The organism is Mesorhizobium jarvisii, from assembly GCF_003601985.1.
Taxonomy (GTDB): Bacteria; Pseudomonadota; Alphaproteobacteria; order Rhizobiales; family Rhizobiaceae; genus Mesorhizobium; species Mesorhizobium jarvisii.
This window is the reverse complement of sequence record NZ_QZXA01000014.1, coordinates 57,285-73,541: the sequence shown is the minus strand read 5'-3', so window position 1 is coordinate 73,541 and position 16,257 is coordinate 57,285. Positions and strand designations below refer to the sequence as shown.

Here is a 16,257-nt window from a genome sequence, read left to right as displayed (position 1 = left end):
TCGGCGAGGGCCGGCCCACGGCCTTCAAGAGGGCGATCGGGCGCCGGCCGGTCCGGACAGGCAATGGCTGCGCCCGGCTATTTTCCGGCGGCCCTTGCCACCCCACGCGGCGGGCCGCGCGGGGCCCCGTCTTCGGGCCTTTCCATCGCGAGGCAAAATAGCCGGGCTTCGCCATCCTCCACTCCCGTTCCGGCCCTGCGCTGACGCTGCGGGTGCAAGTCCGGATCGTCCATCGCCTTCGTCGCCATGAAGGCCGCGATGGGCGCGGCCGGTCCGACGAAGGCAAGCCGCCATGAGCACCGAGCACGATACCGAATATCAGTCACAGACCGCATCATCACCCATGGACCACGTCCTTCAGGAGCTTCAGCTCTACGGCTACCGTCCCTTCGACGACGAACCCGATCCGCGCCCGCTTCCCGAAGGCCGGGTCGTGGCAGCCAGCATCGCCGACATCTTCGACGCTCTCGTGGTGGCGATGGCCGACACACGCCTTGAGCCCGACCTCGAGGAGCTGCTGTGGGGCACGGTCAATCTGTTCCATCGCGCGACCAAGCGGATCGAACGCGAGCTCGATGAAAACGAAGTTGGCCAGCAACGGCTGCAGCGCGAACAGGATGGATCCGAGGTCAACTCGGTCGAACTCGAGCGCCTCATCGCCCAAGGTCAGACCCTGCTCGAACGCCGCAGCGGCTTCGAATTGATGCGCGACCAGGCCGCCGAGCACTACGAGCGTCACACCCACTCGATCTGGCGCCCGCGTTCGGGCTCTGTCGTCAACCACCGCAACCTGACCGCGGCACTGATCGACAGCCGGGACTTCGTTGCCGCGAGGAAGCACGCAGACGGCCAGGTGCTGTTGCCACCTGGACCGAAAGTCGCCTTCACCGGAGGACTCGATTTCAACGATCATCGGCTGATCTGGGCCAAGCTCGACCAGGTCCATGGCAAATATCCGGACATGGTCCTGCTCCACGGCGGATCACCAAAAGGTGCCGAGCTGATCGCGGCCAAATGGGCTCACAGCCGCAAGGTGCCGCAGATTGCCTTCAGGCCGGACTGGACCAGGCATGCCAAGGCCGCGCCCTTCAAGCGCAACGACGCCATGCTCGACACCTTGCCGATTGGCGTCATTCATTTCCCCGGCTCTGGCATTCAGGACAACCTCGCCGACAAGGCCCGCAGGCTCGGCATTCCGGTGATGAAGTTTGGTGCAACGTGAAGGGGCCACCAGTCGACCCGCCTCAAGTCATTCGCTCTGATTCCCGTCACTCTTGGCGCGTTGATCGGACGACCGCTCCTGCCGATGTGGCGTCGATGAAGGCGAGGCGGTGGACCACGAGGTTCACATCGCACCTGGTCTTGGAATGGAGGACAGGGAACCGATCGCCGCGTTTGTCGGCGCAATTCCTTGGTCCGGTCCAAGGGCTGATGCCATCAACCCATGAAGGGTCGGACTACGCAAAGCGTGCCGCCGTTTCGGCCTTGCCTTCACGGTGATCGCGGCCCTTGGCCGGACACATCGGGCGCCTGTCACGCGTGGATCGCTCCCCGCTTCCAGAACAGGAGCCGGAAAAATGTCCCTCGTAGAAGCCAACGCCTTCGCCTTCAGCCTCGCCACCAGCCTGATGGTCAGCATCGTCATCTTCCGCGCCGGCGACGGAACACTCACGGTCGTGCGGGCCGACGAATATGAAGGAGAGGTCTCCCAGATCGTCCGCGAGATCGATCCGCACGAGCGATGATCCGGACAAGTTGCGGCCGGTGATTCTCTGCGTCCGGCCTGAGAGGCAGCGCTACACCTCGAACCGAAGTTGTCGTTGATCCGACGGCGACACATCGCCTAGCGACGACAGTGTTATGCCCAACAGGCGGATGCCTTTCCGCACGGGGAATACCGACCTCAGGAGATCGGCCGCGAGCTCCTCGAAATCACGAAGCTCGATCGGCATCGCCACCGTGCGGCTGCGCGTGATCTGCTGGAAGTCGGCGAATTTGACCTTCAGCGTGACGGTTCGGCCGCGGATGCCTTTGCCTTCGCAGTATCCCCAGACTTTGGCGATCAACGGCTTAAGTTCGGCGAGCGATGCATCGAGCTCGACGATATCGGCTGCGAAAGTGTCCTCCGCGCCGATTGATTTGCGCGGCCGATCCGGTTCGACGGCGCGTTTGTCGATGCCGCGCGCGATCTGATAGTACCAGAGCCCTGACTTTCCGAAATGCTGCTGCAGGAAGGGGAGCGACCTCTCCTTGAGATCGGCGCCGGTCTCGATACCGAGCGCTTCCATCTTCGCGGCTGTCGCGGGGCCGACACCGTGAAATTTCTTGACGGGCAAGGTCTCTACGAAGGCGGGACCGTGACGTGGCGTGATGACGAACTGGCCATTAGGCTTGTTCTGGTCGGAGGCCATCTTGGCGAGGAATTTATTGTAGGAGATGCCGGCGGAAGCAGTCAGCCCGGTTACCTCCAGGATCTTTGCCCGGATCAGCTCTGCGATCGTTGAGGCCGCAGGAATATTGAACCGGTTCTCCGTGACGTCGAGGTAGGCTTCGTCGAGCGAAAGCGGCTCGATGAGATCGGTGTGTTCGGCGAACACGTCGCGGATCTGGGCCGAAACCGCCCGGTATACCTCGAAGCGGGGCGGTACAAAGATCAGTTCGGGGCATTTGCGCTTTGCCGTGACCGAAGGCATGGCGGAGCGAACGCCGAACGCGCGGGCCTCATAGCTTGCGGCCGCGACCACGCCGCGGGCCGCGGCCCCACCGACGGCAAGCGGCTTGCCGCGCAGTTCCGGATTGTCGCGCTGTTCGACCGAAGCGTAAAACGCATCCATGTCGACATGGATGATCTTGCGCGGGCCAGCGCCGCGTTCAGGGGCCATTTGCCTGCAATGTCATTTCGCCAGGGTGTAAGGTTCGTGCTTCCGGATCCTACAATCTTCAGATCGCAAATTCAGCCTGTCTGCGACCCTGGCGGAGACGCGAAATCGCAAAGCTTGCACCTGGAAGGGGACGAAGGACCTCGTGTTCGGGCTGCGTCATGTCGAGCCAAGCCGCGCGTTCGTCCCGGCGCAGCACTACCATCTGGCGCTCATGGTAGGGCGCAATATCGTCGTTGGCCTGGATCGTCAGGATTGCGTAGGCTTCCGACCAATCGCGGGTCGCTGGCCGCCAGATGCCGGCGAAATAGAACCAATCACCGTTTGCGAGGCGAAAGCTGTAGTTCTTTCCCTGGCTGCGATGCCGGAATTCGGACGCCGGCACCAGGCAGCGATGGCTCGGGAACGATCGGTCCTCTGCGCGTACGACCGTGAAAGGTCGCCCGCCGGGTTCCCTGGGTTGGAGACCCCATGGCAATTCAAGCATCTCAACATCGCCGCCATAGCGTCTTATGATGATGCGGCGTTCGTCGAGCGGTGCGTCAGTTGATCGAAGCCATAAGGCTGGCCCAGCGCGGAAACCGGCTTAGCCGAGAGGGCGTGATATCGGCGCTCCGGCAAAGCCAATATCGCGGTATTGCATACCCAGACGTCGTCAAATGGGATGCCAGGCAGGACAATGGCGCCGCGATGACGGCCTTGCACGTGGTCGAGAAAGGCCGGTTCAAGCAGATCAGAATGATTGCTCGAGCGTCAGAGACGTCGGCCCTTTGATTGATCAACGCGGACGCGACGCCTCTGGTTTGAGGATTTCACGAGATGCCCAAGGCATTCTCCAGTTGCTTCTTCGTCATCTTTGACCGGTCAGCGATCTTTCGACGTTGCGCCCGTGCGTAGAGCTCGTCACGCAACTGGCGTTTCTCGGCGACGCGCAGCCAGGCGAACCGATGGCTGCTGCGATCCCACGCGACGAAATGGCGCTTGACCGGCTCCAGGCAATCGAACGGTTCATCCGCTCGATCCACACGCCCAACCTTCCCGATGCCAGGTTGACCGCTGTCCAGCGTCGGCGCCTTGGTCACATGCTGCGATGCTTGGACGGTCGCGAGGAACAGGCATCCCATTTAGAAGTCGCAACCGCCTTGTTCGGCCGTCGGCTGGTCAACGCCGCCGACTGGCACGACCCGGCGTTTTACCAGACGCAGCCTCGTGCGCGACGGGCTGAAGATGGTCGAGCGCGGCTCTCGCCAATTGCTGCACGCGCGAAGGCGCCATCACTGACAAGTCCCGCCGGCCGCGCTGCCCAATTTCTTACTCTGTTTTCAAGCCGACGGTTACTGTCAATCATGAAGCGAATGGCTGTTTGCGCCTCATGTCCGCCGTTTAACAGCCGCGCCAATCGAGAACTTGGCATCATCAACGACCGAGCAGGAATGCCGCGCAACCATCACATCGCTGCTTCCTGCTCCATCTCCTTCATGTCCTGAAAACGATCCGCGATCCGCGGATGGAGGCGGCCGCCATCCGCCGCGCCTATGGCTACGACGATTTCGTCGGCGGCCGGTCCATCGGCGATCTGGAAGTTGGCTGTGATGAAATGCGAGCGGCGGCCGTTCTCGCTCTTGTGCATCATCGGCAATGACAGAAGCGCGCCCGGCGCGTTGCGCGTGTTGCAGAATTCGAGATAGGTCGTGCCGCCGACGGCATCGCGAAACACATTGCCGAAGCGCAGCGTGTGGATCATGGCGGAAGCGTGTTCGATCTCGCCAGCGACCCCAACGGCGGCGGCCTTGCCGTAGCTCTCGATGCGCTCGGCAGGCATGAGTTCGAGCACGCGTTGCGTGAGCTCATGTCCCAAACGGGGTGCGATAGCGACAATCTCCGGCCGCAGGTTCTCGACGAAACCGCGCCCCGCCCATGGATTGCGCAGGACAGCGGCGACGACGATCGATCTTACCGGCCTGGCGCCGGCCTTGCCGCCTTCGATGTGCACTTCTTCGATGAAGGTGCAGACTTTTCGCAATTCCATAATTTTGGGCCCTGTTGGTGGAAGCTCAGCCTAATCGGATCTAGCGGACGGGTATTCCTCCGGTTCGTAGGAAAAATCGACGTGCACCCCGCTTGGAAGCGGTGTAGCGTTCATATATCCGCGACGGCTTAAATTGGCCCTTCGCGAGGCGGAAGACCGGGCGTGGACCACGAGTCTCAAATTCTCTCTTTGCGGGACGCCGCCAGCCTCATCAACTCGGGTGGCGATCTCCAGTCCGTGTTGCGAGACCTCGTGCTGGCAGCCTGCCGCCATGCCAAATGGACGCTGGGCTCGATCATGAGCATCGATGCGCCGCATGGCCACGCCTATGTCATCGTGCGCCATGACCCCACGCTCATTCAACGCAGTTTGCCTGACCGCTGGGAATTGGCGACCAGTCCGTCGATTGTCGCGCTCAACCGGAACGAGCCGGTCTATATCAGGGATGCGCGTGTGTCCGAGGAGTTTCCTGGCTATCGCCGGGAGGCGTTCGAGCGCGACTATCGCAGCGTGCTCGTCATGCCGATGAACTGCGTCGACGACGACGGCCGGCCAATGGTGCTGACCGTGGTCTCGCGCGAAATCACCGAAGTGAGTGCCGAGGATATCGCGTTCATTGGCATGATCGTGCATTTGGGCGAGATAGCGGTGGAGAAGCAGCATCGCCTGCGCCAGGAAAAGCAAGCAGGCGAGCGTCTGCAGCGCGCCTTGTTGGCGCACACCTCGCTTCTGCAGCAGGCTCTGTCGGAAGGATCGGTGGTCTCACTCGCCGACAAGGTCGGCGAGCTGTTACCCAATGCGGTCGTGGTCATTGATTTCCACGCCAACCTGGTCGTGGCTGGCCGCTCGCCGAGCGAAGCGCATTTTGATGCCGCGGCCTGGCGTCAGGCCGTTGGCGGCGCGCTCAACCGGCAGATCGTCAAGGTCGCGCGCGGCGCGTCGGAAGCGCGCCAGGAGGAGACTTTGTTCGTTGATGACGGCAAGCATCGCCTCAAGCTTTCGGTGCGCGTAGAGCCGCTCACAATCGATGACGAAGTGGTTGGCGCGCTCATGATTTTTCCGACGCCGCAGCAATCGGGCCAACTCGACCAGATGCTGCTCGACAGCGCCAAATTCGCGCTCAGCGTGCAGATGATGCGCAGCTTCGTCCGCTTCCGCTTCGAGACCAGATCGCTGACCGAGCTTTTCCTGGAAGTCGTAGAACGACGCTGGCGTGACGAGGCGGATATCGTCAACCGGGCACGGCGGCTGGGGCTTGACCTGACCGTACCGCAAAGGCTGATTGTGGTCGACTACGCCGACGCGGCCAAGCACGGCGGCGGTGGTCTGGCCGACCCCCATCATACCCTTGTCCGGCTGTTGGACCAGGCAGGCGTGGCGGGCACCGTCATCGCCGTAGAAGGCGATCTTGTCTGTCTCGTGGTGGGCGATAACCGGGAGAGCATTCGCCTGACGAAATTGCCCAACACAATCGCTGCGGAGTTTGGCCGCCATTTCGGACGTGAGCCGGCGGTGCTGGTTTCCGAAATCTGCGCCTTGCTGGCCGATTATCCCACCGCCTGGGAGCGTTGCCGCCGCATGATCCGCATCGGGCGATCTTTCGGACGCACCGGGGTTTTCGCCGGCCAGGATTTTGGCCCGCTGCCGATGCTGGTCGCTGCCGCCGATGTGCCTGATGTGCGCAACTTCGTTGACAAGAGCGTCGGCGCCTTGATTGCGCATGATCGCGAGCACCACACCCCCTATCTGGACACGTTGTTTGCCTATCTGCGCGAAGGTTGCCGCAGCCAGGCTTGCGCCGATGCGATGGGGCTGCATGTCACCACCTTGCGCTATCGCCTGTCGCGCATGGAAGAGCTGTTCGGGATCAAGCTCGACACGCCCGAACAACGCTTCGCGGCCGAACTGGCGATCCGCCTCAGCGGCATCATCGACAGCCGGTTGCCTGAAACCCGCTAGAGCCATTTCATCGCGTCATTGCCGTCGCTGGGGCGGTCCCGCCAGGCGCGGACCTGCCGTGCTTCTGCTTGCTCGGGATGGCAGCAGCCGGTTGCCAACTCCTTCCTATAGATCTGAGGAAGAACCGCTGCCGGCCCCTGCCTAGCCTCCGTCCCAGAAATGTGGAGGAAGGCAATGGCGGACGCTGTAGCACAAAGGACGATCGACCCGATCGCCTTGCGTCGTGCCTTCGGAACTTTCGTCACGGGGGTCACAGTCATCACGACGCGCGACAGCGACGGCAAGCCGCGCGGCATGACCGCCAACTCCTTCACCTCCGTCTCGCTCGACCCGCCGTTGCTTCTGGTCTGTGTCGGCAAGTCGGCGGCAAGCTTTCCGGCATTCAATGAAACGAGCGCTTTCGCGGTTAATTTCCTGCATGAGGGGCAGGTCGATGTTTCATCGGTCTTCGCCTCCAAGGCGGCGAACAAATTCCAGTCGGTCAATCATGACAGCGCCCACACCGGCGCGCCGGTCCTCACCGACAGCCTGACATGGTTCGACTGCACCGTTCACAACCGCATCGAGGCCGGCGACCACATCATCCTGATCGGTCAGGTCCAGGCCTTTGGGACGAGCCCGTCGGCGCCGCTCGGATTTTGCCGCGGCCGCTACGCCAGCGTGAAGGATCCGCTGCCGGCCGGCTGGCTCGCCTCGCAGGATATGATCATCGGCTATCTCGTCGAAGCGGGGGACCGCATCCTCCTGTGCGCCGACGGCAAGGGCAGCTGGGTGCTGCCGACGGCGCGGCGCCGCAAGGCCGACAGCCAGCTTGTGCTGGACGGCGGCGAGGCGCTGAGCCTCGTTCCTGAAAATACCTTCCTCTATTCGGTGTTCGACGTCGCCGACAGCGACCCCGGCTATCTGATCTACCGCGCCGAACTGAGCCGCGAGAGTGCCGAAGCCGCGCTTCCGGACGGCCATGCCTTCTTTTCCGTCGACGCGCTGCCCTATGAGCGGATCGCCACGCATGAATTACGCGCCATGCTGCGCCGCTATGCGCGCGAGCGGCAGGACAAGCGCTTCGGCATCTACATCGACACCGGTGACGGCGGTCGCGTCGCCATGATCGACGGCCAGTCGCAATCGTGGACGCAGGCGGCGTCCGAATAATGAATCTCCCAGGACAGACAGCATGAAAACGACGATTGCATCGCTCGAAGGCTCGCGCCAGAACCTGTTCATCAACGGCGCGTTCGTGGCGCCGAACGGCGGGCAGTATATCGACAGCTTCGACCCGACCACCGGCAAGCCCTGGTACCAGTTTGCCGAGGCCGGCGCCGAGGATGTCGGCGCGGCTGTCGAGGCCGCGCGCGCCGCTTTCGCCGCTCCAGCCTGGCGGCGCATGACCCAGACCGATCGCGGCAAGCTCGTGCGTCGGCTGGCGGAACTGGTGATGGAGCACGCCGATGAGCTGGCGCTGATCGAGACACGCGACAATGGCAAGCTGCTCAAGGAAATGCGGGCGCAGATGCGCGCCATGCCCGACAGCTACACCTATTTCGCCGGCATGGCCGACAAGCTGCTTGGCGACACCATTCCAGTCAACAAGCTCGACATGCTGAACTTCAACCTGCGCGAGCCGATCGGCGTCGTCGGCATGATCACGCCGTGGAACTCGCCGCTGATGCTGCTCGCCGGCACGCTGGCGCCATGCCTGGCGCTCGGCAACACGGTGGTCGTCAAGCCGTCCGAGCATGCCAGTGCTTCCACACTCGCTCTGGCCGAGCTGATCATGGAAGCCGGCTTCCCGGCCGGCGTCGTCAATGTCGTCACCGGCACGGGTGCTGTGGCCGGCGACCCGCTGACCCGGCATCCGGGCATCGCCAAATTGGTCTTCACCGGGTCGACCGTGACCGGCCGGCGGATTGCCACCAACGCGGCGCAGAATCTCGTTCCCTGCTCGATGGAACTCGGCGGCAAGTCGCCGCATGTCGTCTTCGGTGATGTCGACATCGACCATGCCGTCAACGGCGTCGTATCCGGTGTCTTTGCGGCGGCGGGACAGACCTGCGTCGCCGGTTCGCGCTGTTTCGTCGAGGCCAGCGTCTACGATCGCTTCGTCGAGGCGCTGGTCGAGCGCACGAGGCGCGTGCGGGTCGGGCTGCCGACGCTGGAAGAAACCGACATCGGTCCGCTGGCGCTGTCGGCGCAGCTTGCCAAGGTGGAAGGATATGTCGCCTCGGGTGTGCGCCAGGGCGCCAGCATCGCGGCCGGCGGCAGGCGGCCGCAAGCGGCCGAGCTTGCCGGCGGCTGGTATTTCGAGCCGACCGTGATGACCGATACCGACAACAGCATGGACTTCATGCAGGAAGAGCTGTTCGGTCCGGTCGTCGGCGTCATGCCGTTCTCGTCGGAAGACGAGATGATCCGGCTCGCGAACGACACGCGCTATGGGCTCGCCTCCGGCATCTGGACGCGCGACATCAACCGCGCGCTGCGCTTTGCCAGGAATGTCGAGGCAGGCACGGTCTGGATCAACACCTATCGCGCTTCCTCCTTCATGTCCGCCAATGGCGGTTTCAAGGAGAGCGGCTACGGCCGGCGCGGCGGCTTCGACGCCATGGAGGAGTTCTCGCGCCTGAAGAACGTCGTCATCGACTACTCCGGCGCCATGCAGGACCCCTTCATTATCCGCCTTCGCTGACCAACCCGACACACTGGGGAGACCGACATGAAATTCGCCGTTTCGCTGACCATGGAGCGCTTCTCGCCCGACATCCCGATGTCGAAGGTGAAGAGCAATCTGCTCGAACTGGCACGCATGGCCGACGAGGGCGGCTTCGAGACGTTGTGGACGGCCGAACACCACACGATCGAATGCACGATCTCGCCAAATCCATTGATGACGCTGACTTGGCTTGCCCAGCATACCGAGCAAATAAGGCTCGGCACCTCGACACTGGTCGCGCCCTATTGGAGCCCGATCCGGTTGGCCGGCGAGGCAGCGCTTTGCGATCACCTGACCGGCGGACGTCTGGAGTTCGGCATCGCGCGGGGCTCGTACCAATACGAGTTCGACCGCATGGCCGGCGGCATGCCCCAGCAGGAGGGCGTCGCCTATCTGAAGGAGCTGGTTCCGGCGGTTAAGAAGCTCTGGGCGGAAGACTATGCCCATGACGGCCATTACTGGAAGTTCCCTTTGGCAGCCGGCGTGCCGAAGCCGCTGCAGAGGCCGCATCCGCCGATCTGGGTGGCCGCGCGAGACCCGGGCACTTTCGACTGGGCAGTGAGCATCGGCGCGTCGATCCTGTCGACGCCCTTGTCGGCGCCGGCGGCCGAGATCGCTGCGCTTGGCGAGAAGTTCCGCAAGGCCGTCGCCGATCATCCCGAGGTCCCGCGCCCGCGCCTGATGATGCAGCGGCGCACCTGCGTCTACGAACGGGCGCAGGACTGGGAGATCGCCGTCGGTCATGCCATCGACTATGGCCGCGCCTTCGAGAACTTATTCCAGAACATCGGCACCGTGCAGAACGGCTTTCCCGAAGCCGTCCCCTACGAGAGCGTCAAGGGCAAGGACAACTACGATCCGGAAAACATCCGCCGCAACCTGATGTTCGGCACGCCGGACGAAGTGATCGAGAAGCTGCTCGACTATGAAGCGGCGGGCGTCGACCAGTACTGCCTCGGCCTTACCTTCAACCTGCCGTTCGAGCTGCAGAAGAAGACGATCAAGCTGTGGGTCGACGAGGTGATGCCGGTCTTCGCCGCGCGCGAGCGTGACAAGGCGCGCCAGGCGGCGAGGGCGTGACCATGGCGTGCTCCGGCCATCTCGATGTCGAAGGCGTGCTGATCAACTGGCGCCTCGAGGGCAAGGGCGACGTGCCGCTGGTCTGCATTCATGGCGTCGGCTCCTATCTCGAAGCCTGGAGTGGCGTGGCCGGGCGGCTGAAGGATCGTTTCGCGGTCCTCACCTTCGACCTGCGTGGCCATGGCCGCTCCAGCCGGGTCAAAGGCCGCTACGAGATCGACGATTTCGTCAAGGAGACGCTGGCGCTGGCCGATCATATCGGGCTTGCCACCTTCCATCTGGCAGGGTTTTCGCTGGGCGGTTTGATCGCACAGCGTCTTGCGCTGACGCATGCCGAGCGCCTGCAAAAACTGGTGCTGCTGTCGACGGTTGCCGGCCGCACGCCCGAGGAACGCAACGCGGTGCGCGGTCGGCTGGCGGCGCTGATGGCCAGCGATGCCCCGGCGCATCACGCCGCGTCGCTGTCGCGTTGGCTGACCGAGGAGTTTCAGGACAACAACCCGGAGATTGTCGCGGAGCTGCGCCGGCGTGACGCCGAGAATGACCGCGATTGCTACGCCGCCGCCTACAGAGTTCTCGCCGAAACCGATTTCGGCGGCATCCTCGACCGCATCACTTGCCCGACACTGATCGTGACCGGCGAGGACGACCAGGGTTCCAGCCCGCGCATGGCACGTCTGATGCACGAACAGGTGCAGGGCTCCGAACTCGCCATCCTGCCTGGGCTCCGCCATTCCATCCTGATCGAGGCGCCGGCTCTCGTCGCGGACACGATGGCCGACTTCCTGCTGGGCGCTGGTCGCGCGAGAGGGGCGGTCGCGCATGGATAGCGGTCTTCGCGGAGCAGGTGAGGGCATCTCGCCGGCAACAGGCCAAAGCTTTCCCCGTGAGCGAGGGAATGACGGCTGCAAACATCCTCCACGGCAGCGGAAGACCGGACCGGCTCGGGCATCGCTAAATCCGCGAGCCGTCCGGAGGATGCCGACCTCGTCGGCAAGGGATTGCGAGATCATGACCGGCTGAACGGCCATGAGGGCAAGTGAATGAACAACAACAAGGGGAATACGCATATGACAATCTGGACCAGACGACAGCTGACGATAGCCGCGGTGGCGCTTGCGCTTGGCGCATATCCTGCCCATGCAGGCGCGGTGCTAGACCGTGTGATGGCAGCCGGCACGCTCAAAGTGGCAACCGACGCCAACTGGGCGCCGCAGTCCTTCGTGAATGCCAGCAACGAGCTAGACGGTTTCGACGTCGACGTCGCCAAGGCAATCGGCAAGCACCTCGGCGTCAAGGTCGAGTTCGTCACGCCCGGCTGGGACATCATCACCGCCGGCAATTGGGCGGGGCGCTGGGACATGCATGCCGGCTCGATGACGCCGACCAAGAAGCGCGCCGAGATCTTCGATTTTCCGGCGGTCTACTACTACACACCGGCGGCCGTTGCCGTGCACAAGGACAGCAAGGCGAAGACTTTGGCCGACCTCGACGGCAAGGTGGTCGGCGCCACCAGCACCTCCACCTTCGAGGCCTATGCCAAGAAGGATCTGACGCTCGACGCCGCCGGCGCGCCGCCCTTCGAGTACAAGCTCAATCCGAAGGAGGTCCACTCCTACGAGAATTCGACGACCGCCTTCGACGACCTTCGCCTCGGCGACGGCGTGCGCCTGGACGCGGTGGTCTCTTCGTTGCCGTCGATCCTCGACGCCGAGAAGGCCGGCTACCCGATCAAGCAGGTCGGCGATCCGGTGTTCCACGAGCCGCTGGCAATCGCCATCGAGCGCGGCGACCCGGAACTGTCGGCCAAGATCGCCGACGCCGTGAAGGCGATGAAAGCTGACGGCACGCTGAGCAAGCTTTCCGAAAAATGGTACGGCCAGGATTATTCCAAGACCAACTAGCTCCCTTCAAAGGCGGCCTTCCCCTGGGCAGGCCGCCGAACAGCCGGTGCTCAAATATGCTCTATCCCGATACCGTCGAAGCCGAAATCCTCGTCCATAAACCCTGGTTCGTGGCGACGATGTTCGGCGCCGTCCTGCTTCTCTTCATGGCTTTCAACATGTCGAGCACCAGCTTCGCCGAACTCATGCGTCCGGTGATCGGAGAGCCGTCGACGAGCGGCCTCTACGGGCGCTTTGCTATCGGCTTCGCCATAGCGGTGATCTTCACGCTCAACGTCGTGCTGATTGGTTTCGCGCCGCTCAAGGTCCAGATCGGCATCGTCTGGCTCGAACTGCTGCTGCTGTTCATTGCCTTCTTCGAGACGTTCCACCTCAGCCTGCCCTTCATCAGGGAGAAGCTGCCGTTTCTGATAAGTCAGGGCGTTGTCACCACGCTCTATGTCTCGGCGATTTCCATCGTCATCGCTTCAGTCATTGCGGTGGCCGGCGCGGTCGCCAAGCTTTCCAGCAATGGCTTCGCCTACGCCATCGCCAGTTTCTACACCTCCTTCTTCCGCGGCCTTCCGCTACTCATGCAGGTCTACCTGATCTATCTCGGCCTGCCGCAACTCGGCTTCGTCATCAATGCGGTGCCCGCCGGCATCCTTGCGCTTTCGCTCTGCTACGGCGCCTACATGACCGAGATCTTCCGCTCCGGCATCCAGAGCATCGATCGCGGCCAATGGGAGGCGTCGCGCTCCATGGGCTTCGGCTTCGCATTGACCATGCGCCGCATCATCCTGCCGCAGGCGCTGCCGGTCATCATTCCGCCGACGGGCAACCAATTCATCTCAATGCTGAAGGACTCCTCGCTGGTCTCTGTCATCGGCGTGTGGGAACTGATGTTCCTGGCGCGCACCCTCGGCCAGAAGACCTTCCAGCACATGGAGATGCTGATTTCCGCAGCCATGATCTACTGGATGCTGTCGATCTGCCTCGAACTGATCCAGGCGCGGATCGAGCGACATTACCACAGGAGCAAGGTCCGATGAGCGCTCCCGCCATCATCGAAGCGCGCAACGTGTCGAAGTGGTACGGCACCTTTCACGTCCTGAAGGAAATCAACCTGACGGTTCATAAGGGCGAGCGGATCGTTATCTGCGGCCCTTCGGGTTCCGGCAAATCGACGCTCATCCGCTGTTTCAATCGCCTGGAGGCGCATCAGGAGGGCGAGATCACCGTCAACGGCGTCGCTCTGCATGGGAAGATGGGCAATGTCGCCGACGTGCGCTCCAACGTCGGCATGGTGTTCCAGCACTTCAACCTGTTTCCGCACATGACGGTACTGATGAACTGCATGGCCGGCCCGATGTGGGTGAAGGGCGTGCCGGAAAGGGAGGCGCGCAAGACCGCGCTTAAGTTCCTCGAGCGGGTCCGCATTCCCGAGCAGGCCAACAAGTTCCCCATCCAGTTGTCCGGAGGCCAGCAGCAGCGTGTGGCGATTGCCCGCAGCCTGTGCATGGAGCCGGCTGTCATGCTGTTCGACGAACCTACATCCGCGCTCGACCCGGAAATGGTTTCGGAGGTGCTGGAGACGATGACCGGGTTGGCCCGCGACGGCATGACCATGGTGTGCGTGACGCACGAAATGGGGTTCGCACGGGCGGTAGCCGACCGCGTTATCTTCATGGACGCCGGTCAGATCGTCGAGGAGGGCACGCCCGACGCGTTTTTCAGCCGCCCGCGTCACGACCGAACCAAGCTGTTCCTCAGCCAGATTTTGAAGCATTAGCCTCCAGCAAAGGCTGCTTTTCCGGTCGAGTTCCTGGAAACTTAGCGGTAGACTAGGTGATTGGTTACGACGACCGAGACTGCTAGCGACGGGGACGGCATATGTCGGCGACTGCGTTTGCATTGACTGGATTCATCTCGTGGGCACTGGGACTGCTGATCGTGATGGAAGTGATCCGTACATATCTGGTGATCTCTGGGAAGGTCGCAGCAAACGGCTTTACGCCAGATAACGCGGCTCTTTCTCCCTTTATGCAAAGGTTGGCCCGCGCCCACGCCAACTGCATAGAAGGGCTTCCAATCTTCGGAGGTCTGCTCGGAGTCGCGATCCTTATTTCAAAGACCGATGTGACGGATCCGCTGGCTTCTACACTATTAGCCGCGCGAATAGTTCAGTCGATAATTCACCTCGTCTCCACGAGCCAGGTCGCGGTCAGTCTCAGGTTCACTGCGTTCACAGTGCAAATGGTAATTGGTGCGTACTGGTCCTGGGCGATGTTGAGGTGAAAAGTGCCAGAAGCCCGGCGGCCCGTGGCGCATTGCGCGGGAGCCGAAAAGAGGGGCGCCCGACGTAGGGGCGGATTGGCAAAATGCCGATAACCAGACGCTCTACCCATTCAACGCGGTACAAAACTATGCCGCGCGTTCTCAGCCTGGGTTTTTCCAACTGTTGCCCGACTATCCGCTGCGCTTTCGGACACCCGGTTGATCAGCAAATTCGGAACAAAGCAGCACAGGCTACGTTTTCAGAGACGAGGTCCATCCGTTCAACCGACCGCGTTTCAAGTGGGCAAGAGAGTGCTCTTTAGACGCCGAAATCCTGATGGTCTATTCGAGCGATTGCGCATTTATATGTGGCCGCGCCGCTCCTTCTCGCGATCGTTTCAGTATGTTTCAAAGCGTATCCTCCGTCTGAACGCCACTCCAACGGCCGTCGCGGCGGGGGTGGCGGCTGGGGTTTTCGCGTCTTTCTTTCCACTAGGGTCCCATTTCGCCATTGCCGCCATCGTGTGCTGGCTGATTTCAGGAAACATGGTGGCGGCAGGGCTAGGAACATTTGTCTTTGGCAATCCGCTGACCCTCCCGTTTGTTGTGGGAGCGACTTGGGAGACCGGCAAGATCATGTTGCACGGCCACATGCAAAGTCACGAACGGCCAGCCCATCTGAGTGAGATGTTGCAGACCCTTTCAATTTCGCAACTGTGGGCACCGGTCTTAAAGCCCATGCTGTGCGGTGCGGTGCCACTCGGGCTGATTTTTGGCCTGTTGTTCTATGGCATCACCCGCTATGGCATGACAGTTTTCCGCGAACAAAGGCGCAAGCGACTGGCCGAAAAGGGGAGCCTGCTCCAGTAGCAGGAAGACATCGTGTTATCGCCCCCTCTGTCAACTCGACATCGCCGTTCTGGAGGGTGAATTACGGAAGGGCAGCCGTAGAAATGCGTCCGCTCGTCGGCAATATCGCCGCTATAAGCGCGTCCCTACAACTGGCGGCCCGGATATCTGGAGCCTCCGTCATGGGTTCCTCGCCGCACTTTTATTGATGAACGCCCCGTCTGCCGAATGGCAGCTATCCGCCGTGCTCGCCCCGATAGCGGACTGGCCGTTTCCCCCCCATTCGGACAAAGCAGCAAAGAAAAACCCGCCGACCGAAGCCGACGGGCTTTTTTCCTCGTACTACGCGGCTTCCCGGGATGGCCCCCGCCAGAAATCCAGAAAACTCAGCGCTGCGGCCATCCGTAGCTTAAAAGCTCAATCGGCGCTGTAACCCGGTAGCAACAGGCGGCCTGATTTCGCAACGTGAGGCGTGTTGGCGCCTCCTTTGTGTCGCCTTGAGTGTGTTGGTTCTAAATTGGACGCCAGAATCTTTTGATCCCGGTCAAGGCGATGATTTCGCATACACTATTTCATCCCAAGCTCAGCACC

General features: G+C 62.2%; 17 protein-coding genes. 13 read left to right on the top strand and 4 right to left on the bottom strand.

What is annotated here, in order from left to right:
* Positions 1-292: 292 nt before the first annotated feature.
* Together D3242_RS28600 and D3242_RS33675 are read left to right on the top strand one after the other, a co-directional pair.
* Positions 293-1,222, top strand: coding sequence for a DUF2493 domain-containing protein (locus D3242_RS28600; RefSeq protein WP_019863577.1), 930 nt, complete (start codon positions 293-295; stop codon positions 1,220-1,222).
* Between the two features lie 355 nt (positions 1,223-1,577).
* Entirely contained in the window at positions 1,578-1,745 is a 168-nt protein-coding gene (locus tag D3242_RS33675; RefSeq protein ID WP_019863578.1) for a hypothetical protein, read from the top strand.
* Between the two features lie 51 nt (positions 1,746-1,796).
* Here the strand turns inward: D3242_RS33675 and dinB are convergent, their stop codons facing one another.
* The 3 genes from dinB to D3242_RS34095 form a co-directional block, all read right to left on the bottom strand.
* A complete protein-coding gene (dinB, locus tag D3242_RS28595) occupies positions 1,797-2,882 on the bottom strand; it encodes a DNA polymerase IV (protein ID WP_019863579.1) in 1,086 nt (361 codons plus the stop codon).
* 58 nt (positions 2,883-2,940) lie between these two features.
* Complete coding sequence (locus D3242_RS28590) at positions 2,941-3,366, bottom strand: SOS response-associated peptidase family protein (protein WP_027047835.1); 426 nt, start codon at positions 3,364-3,366, stop codon at positions 2,941-2,943.
* 325 nt (positions 3,367-3,691) lie between these two features.
* Positions 3,692-3,961, bottom strand: coding sequence for a hypothetical protein (locus tag D3242_RS34095; RefSeq protein ID WP_223217989.1), 270 nt, complete (start codon positions 3,959-3,961; stop codon positions 3,692-3,694).
* Between D3242_RS34095 and D3242_RS34090 the strand changes: the two genes are divergently transcribed.
* Entirely contained in the window at positions 3,854-4,366 is a 513-nt protein-coding gene (locus D3242_RS34090; protein ID WP_223217984.1) for a DUF2285 domain-containing protein, read from the top strand. The two genes, D3242_RS34095 and D3242_RS34090, sit on opposite strands and share 108 nt — an antisense overlap.
* On the opposite strand, the gene D3242_RS28575 is transcribed toward D3242_RS34090, so the two are convergent.
* Positions 4,327-4,908, bottom strand: coding sequence for an amino acid synthesis family protein (locus tag D3242_RS28575; RefSeq protein WP_019863584.1), 582 nt, complete (start codon positions 4,906-4,908; stop codon positions 4,327-4,329). The genes D3242_RS34090 and D3242_RS28575 overlap by 40 nt on opposite strands.
* Positions 4,909-5,070: 162 nt before the next feature.
* On the opposite strand from D3242_RS28575, the gene D3242_RS28570 reads away from it, so the two are divergent.
* The 10 genes from D3242_RS28570 to D3242_RS28525 all read left to right on the top strand — a co-directional run bounded on the left by D3242_RS28570 (position 5,071) and on the right by D3242_RS28525 (position 15,687).
* Complete coding sequence (locus tag D3242_RS28570) at positions 5,071-6,867, top strand: helix-turn-helix domain-containing protein (protein ID WP_064982330.1); 1,797 nt, start codon at positions 5,071-5,073, stop codon at positions 6,865-6,867.
* Positions 6,868-7,041: 174 nt separating this feature from the next.
* Positions 7,042-8,019: a flavin reductase family protein gene (locus tag D3242_RS28565; RefSeq protein ID WP_064982329.1), complete on the top strand. Its 978-nt coding sequence runs from the start codon at positions 7,042-7,044 to the stop codon at positions 8,017-8,019.
* 22 nt (positions 8,020-8,041) lie between these two features.
* Positions 8,042-9,553, top strand: a complete 1,512-nt coding sequence (locus D3242_RS28560; RefSeq protein ID WP_064982327.1) for an aldehyde dehydrogenase — start codon at positions 8,042-8,044, stop codon at positions 9,551-9,553.
* Positions 9,554-9,580: 27 nt separating this feature from the next.
* On the top strand, positions 9,581-10,657 hold the full coding sequence (locus D3242_RS28555; protein WP_019863588.1) for an LLM class flavin-dependent oxidoreductase: 1,077 nt from the start codon (positions 9,581-9,583) through the stop codon (positions 10,655-10,657).
* A gap of 2 nt (positions 10,658-10,659) precedes the next feature.
* On the top strand, positions 10,660-11,487 hold the full coding sequence (locus D3242_RS28550) for an alpha/beta fold hydrolase (RefSeq protein WP_019863589.1): 828 nt from the start codon (positions 10,660-10,662) through the stop codon (positions 11,485-11,487).
* A gap of 240 nt (positions 11,488-11,727) precedes the next feature.
* A complete protein-coding gene (locus D3242_RS28545) occupies positions 11,728-12,561 on the top strand; it encodes a transporter substrate-binding domain-containing protein (protein WP_064982359.1) in 834 nt (277 codons plus the stop codon).
* A 56-nt stretch (positions 12,562-12,617) separates the two neighbouring features.
* Positions 12,618-13,592, top strand: a complete 975-nt coding sequence (locus D3242_RS28540; RefSeq protein WP_019863592.1) for an amino acid ABC transporter permease — start codon at positions 12,618-12,620, stop codon at positions 13,590-13,592.
* Positions 13,589-14,332: an amino acid ABC transporter ATP-binding protein gene (locus tag D3242_RS28535; protein ID WP_019863593.1), complete on the top strand. Its 744-nt coding sequence runs from the start codon at positions 13,589-13,591 to the stop codon at positions 14,330-14,332. Before D3242_RS28540 ends, D3242_RS28535 begins: the two co-directional genes overlap by 4 nt.
* Before the next feature lie 101 nt (positions 14,333-14,433).
* Positions 14,434-14,838, top strand: a complete 405-nt coding sequence (locus D3242_RS28530; protein ID WP_027047839.1) for an MAPEG family protein — start codon at positions 14,434-14,436, stop codon at positions 14,836-14,838.
* Between the two features lie 291 nt (positions 14,839-15,129).
* Complete coding sequence (locus D3242_RS28525) at positions 15,130-15,687, top strand: DUF2062 domain-containing protein (protein ID WP_032921571.1); 558 nt, start codon at positions 15,130-15,132, stop codon at positions 15,685-15,687.
* Positions 15,688-16,257: the final 570 nt, after the last annotated feature.